This window comes from Aeromonas sp. QDB11 (assembly GCF_027705265.1).
Taxonomy (GTDB): domain Bacteria; phylum Pseudomonadota; class Gammaproteobacteria; order Enterobacterales; family Aeromonadaceae; genus Aeromonas; species Aeromonas allosaccharophila.
This window is the reverse complement of sequence record NZ_JAPDBM010000109.1, coordinates 1-6631: the sequence shown is the minus strand read 5'-3', so window position 1 is coordinate 6631 and position 6631 is coordinate 1. Positions and strand designations below refer to the sequence as shown.

Here is a 6631-nt window from a genome sequence, read left to right as displayed (position 1 = left end):
GCCCCCACCCGTTTTGCCACCTCTCCATTGCCGACACAAAGCGGCCGTCCGGTTTGGCGGTCAAAGGCGCTGTACTCTGCCCGCAGGTTCAGATCGCTGTCATTGAACAGCACCCGTACCGGAATGGCGCGGATCTTGGCCTGCTCATGCCCTTGAGCGAACTGTTGATGCAAGGGATGGAGCAACCATCCCCCTTTCTGCTGTACCTGGGTGGTGAGGGTGAAACTGTCGTCCTTCTCCGGTACCCATTTCCCCTCTTTCTGTACCAGCTTGCCAATACAGATCCGCCCAATCACGGGCGGGGTAATCGCCAGTCCTTTGATCATGGTGTGTGTCTCCTGACAGCGTGAACTGCTTGAATGGTGAAACGGCGTGAGCCGGGCACTGGTTTGACATAGTGGCTGAGCAGGTCGGGATGATCCTGCCCGAGCCGTTCCAAGTCCGGGGCCAGCCGATCCTTGCTGCGTTTCCAAGTGATCTTGCCATCGGCAAAGAGTCCTGCCGTAGCCGCTCCCAGCGTGGCCTGTAGCTGCTGCTTGATTTGTGATTCGCGTAGTTCCACTTCCTCTTTGTGTTCGCGCAGATGCAGCAACTCCCCGAACAGCTGATTGAACTCGGGCGAATCGGAGAGATCGACGGTCTCCCCATCATCACGAGGAAATAGCCAGGCCAGCGCCGAGCCAGCATCCTCGGAGCCATCGGGCTCGGGCTGTAGGCCACTGGTGACCTGATGCCAGAACTGCACTTCCCGTTCGGTGAGATCCCGGATCTTCTCCTCATCACGATCGATGCGATAAATCCGAAAATCCTGACCACCGATCAGCACCGCAACTTCCGCCCAGGCATGACCGGTGACGGCTAGCTGATGCAGTACCTGACACTGGTAGGCGACCGGTACGCCTTCCTCCCATTGCGGGGCACTGTGATAGCTGGCGGTCTTGATTTCGAGGATGCCGGGGCCGTCGGGGTGGCCCACCACCTCCCGGTCGAGATTAGCGAGCATAAACAGATGCTCGGGGTGCTGGAGCACGGCATTGACCCGACGCACCCGGTAGCCGGTGCGCTTGGTGTAGACCTGTGCCAACACCGGCTCCAGTTCGATACCCCACAGTACAGCCTCTTTATGGGAGATATCTTCCGGCTCCTTGCGACCAGTCTTCTCCAACCACAGCGACAGCGGGCATCTATAGGGTGAGAGGCCGACCGCCACGGCGGCATCGGACGAGCCGATCCCCAGCTTGCGGATCGCCAGCCACTGTTCGCGAGGGAGGTCGGTGGTGGAGGCTAAACGGGTGGCCCGACCGTATTTGGCTTTTGCTTTCATCATTGCTCCTTGTCGGAGGCATAAACGTTCCCGCCCGGCCTGATGGCCGGGTAGGGGTCTATAACGGGAATATGAAATAAAACGGAGAGCGGTGATTACTGCAGCAGAGTAAGGGCCTGATTGAGTGCCTGAGACTTTAGCTGAGCACCCTGACCGAACCAGGCAGAGTCTAGGCGATAGTCCTGACTGCGAGCACGGCGATGGTGATCAACATATTCCGTCACCGCATTGACCAGCCCCCAAGCGGTATTCTGGGAACTGGCTAACTCCGAGCCCATACCGGCACCTTGGTACAACTCGTGAAGCTGTTGGACTGGTCGGGTGAGGATAATTTGATTGTCGGCATCTAATGGCTGGGACAGCAGGTAGCTAAAGAAACGTAGTGCCTCTTCTGGGGCAACAGGACGGGCAGCCAATGCCTTGGTCTGGGTTTTGAATTCATCCCAATGAGCAAGTCCCAACCCTAATTCCTCTTTGACAATAGCCGGGTCAAATGTCGTCGAGTGAGAGACTTTGACTGCGCCAGTGCTATTACGCAACGCCATCTGCAATGTGTTATTGCAGACCACTCGCAACGAGGTAAATTGCGCCGTGGTGCAGAGTGTACCGTCGCAGCTGGTCGCCAGGAGCAGATAGGACTTCACTACATCACCACCTTTGAGCTTCATATCCTGACCGGTACGGGCCAGCGCCCACAATTTACGACAGCCTTTAAGTGAGCCTGCGGTTTCTAATTCAAAGCCACCGGCCTCCACTAAATCCTGATAGAAGTGCAGCACCTCATGGGGCTGTACCACGTTATAACGCTGGGAGACCACCGAGAGCGGTGCCAGGGTATCGGAACGATAGAGTACCTTACTATCGCCATAGGAGCGGAAATGTAGTGCATCGGAGGCAACGTTAAACATGACATCGCTCTGCTCGATGGTCCAGTCCATACCGGCAGCTTTAAGCCAGATCTCCAAGGATTGTTGTGGGGGCAAGATATTGCCAAGGCCATGCCAAGGGGTATGGCCGGTGTAGGCCATAGTGTCGATGAGGTGTGCCATATATCAATCTCCAATGAAAATGGGACTGCATAGAACAGTCCCAAGGTAGGTTCACAGAGAGAATATATATCTGAAATTTATTTGAATGGTTGTAATGGAAATGCCAGATAACCGCAACGCACATTATATATAAAGCAAAGCGAGGTGGTGTCGAATGAGGTCGCGTGACGATTTCCAACAACATTTTTAAGACTCGTTCGGGCTTGCTATTCTAGATATTCCAGATATTTTTGATATTAGTATCAAACCGTATCTGGAGATACGCATATTGGATAGGTTGGCAAGGGGAGGTGTCATCATGCATCTTAAATGATGCTGTGGGGATTGTGGCGCGGCTATGTGACCGGAGCCTCAATCCATTCTTTAGATACATCGCTCCCTTTTAAAATACATTATAATAAAAATACATGCAAATCATTCAACGAATGGAACTCTAAGCAAAGAGCAAAGGCGTTCACTTACGAGTATGACTAGGTAAGGAGGCCCTATATGCCATAAACAATGATTTTACTATATTATTTTTTTCACCCAATTTAATAAAATTTCTAACTTCATCTCCAGGAACAGTAAACAGCATTACTATACTTACATAGTCTAGGAGGCAGACAGCGAGAGAAGATCCTGTAACGCAGTGGATTAGATTATCCTTTAACTCCGCTCTGGTCACTATTTTGTTTCTAACTAAAAAATTTGCAAAGCTGACAGGATCACTATCATCAATGCTGACCTTATCTAGCCCATTCAATATCTTGCCACATATCGAGTCAAGCCGCTCCAGTATATCATGGCTGATTAATGGAGACCGATAGTTTAGATCCTTAAAATTAACATTCAAAAAGTTATTATCAAGTGTACCTGTAAGCAGGCCGCGCGAAGTAGTATGCCGCGCAATGGTAAAATTATAACAGTAGAGAGCTCGTGCTAAAAATGTATTGTATTGACTGTATTCATTTATGCCAAAAATTATAGAGTGCTTTATATAAATATCCTCTGAAAGCCATGAGCCTAAGTGGCAAGATGGATAGGCTGGGATCAAGATATTACCCTGATGATTTAGCGTGTGATTGACCTGTGGTAGAAGAGAAATGTTTTTTATTGTGGACCGTCTTTGGTTGTACATTAATCCAATTGCAAGCACAGCTAATGCATACTTATTGAACCCAAATAGTGACAAATTGACTTTGTGTAGTTGATTGATTATGTTTAAAGCTTGGTCTGGTAATTCTTTTTGAATAGAGTCGAGTAGTTCTAGAAGTGGCTTATATTGATAAAAATAATTTTGGTATCGATTGTTTTTGTCATTAGCTAGTTCGGCAATTGCAGAAAAAATATTTATATCGAACACAATTGAACTTGTACTGTCAGGAGGAGTGCTTAGGTTATGTTTAAAGCTAAGCCTTCCATTGTTATCAATAATTAATCTATAAAAGTAAAATGGAGGAGGAGGCGTTACCATTTGTGACAAATAACCTAGTTGCTCTTTCAATTTAACCAAACTAGACTCTTTTTTACCAGTATATGTTAATTGCTCTCCAAATAGTGGTGTAATGCAATTAATGATGTTGTCTATTCTCTCTATCTGTTTCTCTTTCACTAGCAACAGCGGTGGACATTCGAGGGTGGCACTAAGTATCTCATCTTCTTCATTAAATGCATTGTAATCAAATCGAAGAGCACATTCCAGGGCGTTGTTTAAATGGTTCAGTAAATGATTAGTACCGTGAGTGAGTTGAATATAAGTGTTGAGGAAATGGTCAAACATACCTGTTTTATTATTTATATCTTGTAAGATGATAACGGCAGTATAAGCAGAAAATATTGAATTGATAATGAAAGAATACTTTATTAAATCATCCGGTGAAAGCCTTTCAGTACAAGCATTAATTATTCTGTTCAAACTCCTGCTGGTTTGATTCCCTTTGTTTTTTTTGGGAAGCTCATCTAAGTAAATAAGTAATTCATGAATGAAATTATCTGCGACTCTAAGACCGGCACTTCTAGACGCCCCCATATCGGGTGAAAAGCAGTTGCCAATATAATCGAGCATGTATTTATGGGCAGATCTTTTCCTAAATACTCTCTGCTCACCATCTTGGGTAACCACGTTATCTGTTCTTAGGATCCTGTCTAGATGATAATAAATAGATTCTTCATTAGCTTGCTCTTTAAAGATTAATATGTCAGCACATATCAGTGGAATCAATGCATTTTTAATGTAAATTATGTATGTGTCGCAAATAGATTCTTGAAGGATAATCTCTTTACTAATTAATGCGCTACAGACATGCTCTAATATATCAATATGATTGGAAAGAATGTTAGGTGGCAAGCTGCTGCCAGCATGTAGGCGTTCACGTATGTTATTTATTTTTGGCAGATAATCATATTCGTTAGGTTTGGTTGGATCATCACTGGGCAAATCCTTGTTAGTGTCCTTACTGGCCTTCTCGGTTGAATGGGTTGGGTAGTTAAGCCCCAAGGTCTTTGCTACAGCGTCGATAAATTCTGTAAAGAAGTGAGTCATCATGATTTTTCCCTTGGGTCTTGGATTTTCCCCCCTAACACGTTACCCCGAGGTCCACCACAATGCGAGCTCATCCAGTCAGACGTTAGAAGGACATCACGTAATGCAAGACGTAATAGACCGCATCATTAGGATGCCGGAGCTCACAAAGATGATTAGCCTCGCTAGATCAACAATTTATGACAAGCTGAACGCCAGGTCTTCCCGGCATGATCCCAGCTTTCCCAAGGCGATAAAACTTGGCAAGTCAGCGATCGGCTGGCGTCAGAGCGAGGTCAATCAATGGATCGCAACCAGGTCACAAAGTAGTCAAACAATGGAGGTCAAAAATGAATCAACACAGAGCCATTGAAGCTGTCATTGAGCGGTTAGATCAGTCCCTTTGGGATACACTGGATGTCGTCGCCTATAAAACAAAGGCCCCGAGATTTATGATCTTGACTCAAATGTTGTCTGTAATGGCTATCGCATCGCAGCAGTTGGTAGATATTAGCCCAAAAAGTGAGATGAAAATACCGGCATCACTTTACACTCTAATTCTAGCTGCTTCTGGCGAGAGAAAAAGCACGGTCGATAAGCTACTGATGAAACCAGTCCGTGAATTTGAAAAATGCTTGGCTGAGCAGGTAGATGCTGCACAGCAGAAATATCAGATCGAACTGGAATTGTGGAATATGAAGGAAAAAGTGTTAAGGAGGGAATTAGGTGAGATGTATAAAAAAGGTGATGAGCAGCCCATTATAATAGAGGCATGGCACACTCACCATTCAAATATGCCTATAGCTCCGTTAGTTAAGAGGATTTTAGCTGAGGATATAACAGTCGCAAAACTGAAGTCGATGTTAGCTGAGAAGAATACGTCATTAGCTCTGGTGTCCGATGAAGCTGGGACACTACTGTCCAGTGACTTGATGAAAGATAATGCATTGTTTAACTCACTATGGTCAGGTCAAACTATACGTGTTGACAGAGCCAATGCCCCTGAAGTTCATATTGAAGGTGCTCGTTTGACTTTGAGCATGCAAATCCAGCCTGATATATATAGAATATTCAGAGATAGTAATGGTGATGCGATGAGAAGCTCTGGATTAGACGCTCGAATTCTACTGTGTGAGCCTGAGTCAGAGATTGGCTATCGTCAAGAAGATAGGGATGATAGCGCATCACTAGATGATAAAATTAAATTAGGTAGATTTAGCTCAAGGATTGATGCATTACTGCAAGAAGGGCTTGAGATGAGAGCACAAGGCAAGGAACGTCATTGCCTGAATTTAACAGAGAGTGCTAAGAAAATTTGGAATGACAAGTTTAATGACATTGAATACGCAATGAGGGGCGGGGAATATTTGGAACACTATAAAGATTTTGGTTCAAAGTTTATGGAGCAGGCTTCGAGAATCGCGGCGGCACTTCATGTGTTTAAAAATAGAGACTACAGAAACGCACTTGTGACTCATGAGACTATGCAGACTGCCATTGAACTGGCTGAAATATATTTGCATCAAGCATTAATAATCTTTAGATCGCCCGAGGCTCGGGAGTTCGTGGACGAGACACATGTGAATAAGTTACTGGAGTGGATTATTCATAACTGGAATAATGAGCTGCTTCTGAAAGGTGACATTAGACGAAGTGGGCCACATTGCGTTCGTAATTTGAATAAGCTAGAAGATGCAATAGAAGTTCTTATTGCTCGAGGAGATATCATTTGCTTTAAAAAGAAACAGTCAATCT

At 45.5% G+C, this 6631-nt stretch carries 6 protein-coding genes; 2 read left to right on the top strand and 4 right to left on the bottom strand.

Annotated elements, in window-relative coordinates; genetic code table 11:
* The 4 genes from OKC40_RS21430 to OKC40_RS21415 form a co-directional block, all read right to left on the bottom strand.
* A partial coding sequence (locus tag OKC40_RS21430) for a recombination directionality factor (RefSeq protein WP_442865912.1) occupies positions 1-326 on the bottom strand: 326 nt, incomplete at its 3' end.
* Positions 323-1324 carry a YqaJ viral recombinase family nuclease gene (locus tag OKC40_RS21425; RefSeq protein ID WP_333563279.1) on the bottom strand — a complete coding sequence of 334 codons (1002 nt, stop codon included), beginning with the start codon at positions 1322-1324 and terminating at the stop codon, positions 323-325. The genes OKC40_RS21425 and OKC40_RS21430, both read right to left, overlap by 4 nt.
* A 95-nt stretch (positions 1325-1419) precedes the next feature.
* Positions 1420-2373: a DUF932 domain-containing protein gene (locus tag OKC40_RS21420; protein WP_270796933.1), complete on the bottom strand. Its 954-nt coding sequence runs from the start codon at positions 2371-2373 to the stop codon at positions 1420-1422.
* A gap of 454 nt (positions 2374-2827) precedes the next feature.
* Entirely contained in the window at positions 2828-4900 is a 2073-nt protein-coding gene (locus tag OKC40_RS21415; RefSeq protein WP_270660726.1) for a hypothetical protein, read from the bottom strand.
* On the opposite strand from OKC40_RS21415, the gene OKC40_RS21410 reads away from it, so the two are divergent.
* The gene (locus OKC40_RS21410; protein ID WP_320661292.1) at positions 4899-5249 is read left to right on the top strand and encodes a helix-turn-helix transcriptional regulator; all 351 of its coding nucleotides are present in this window, start codon (positions 4899-4901) and stop codon (positions 5247-5249) included. The genes OKC40_RS21415 and OKC40_RS21410 overlap by 2 nt on opposite strands.
* Positions 5227-6631 (top strand): YfjI family protein (locus OKC40_RS21405; RefSeq protein ID WP_270796932.1); only part of this gene is annotated, 1405 nt, incomplete at its 3' end. The genes OKC40_RS21410 and OKC40_RS21405, both read left to right, overlap by 23 nt.

Coding starts and splice junctions, on each gene's coding strand:
- OKC40_RS21415 (WP_270660726.1), bottom strand. CDS start 4,900: ATGATGACTCACTTCTTTACAGAATTTATCGACGCTGTAGCAAAGACC.
- OKC40_RS21410 (WP_320661292.1), top strand. CDS start 4,899: ATGATTTTTCCCTTGGGTCTTGGATTTTCCCCCCTAACACGTTACCCC.
- OKC40_RS21425 (WP_333563279.1), bottom strand. CDS start 1,324: ATGAAAGCAAAAGCCAAATACGGTCGGGCCACCCGTTTAGCCTCCACC.
- OKC40_RS21420 (WP_270796933.1), bottom strand. CDS start 2,373: ATGGCACACCTCATCGACACTATGGCCTACACCGGCCATACCCCTTGG.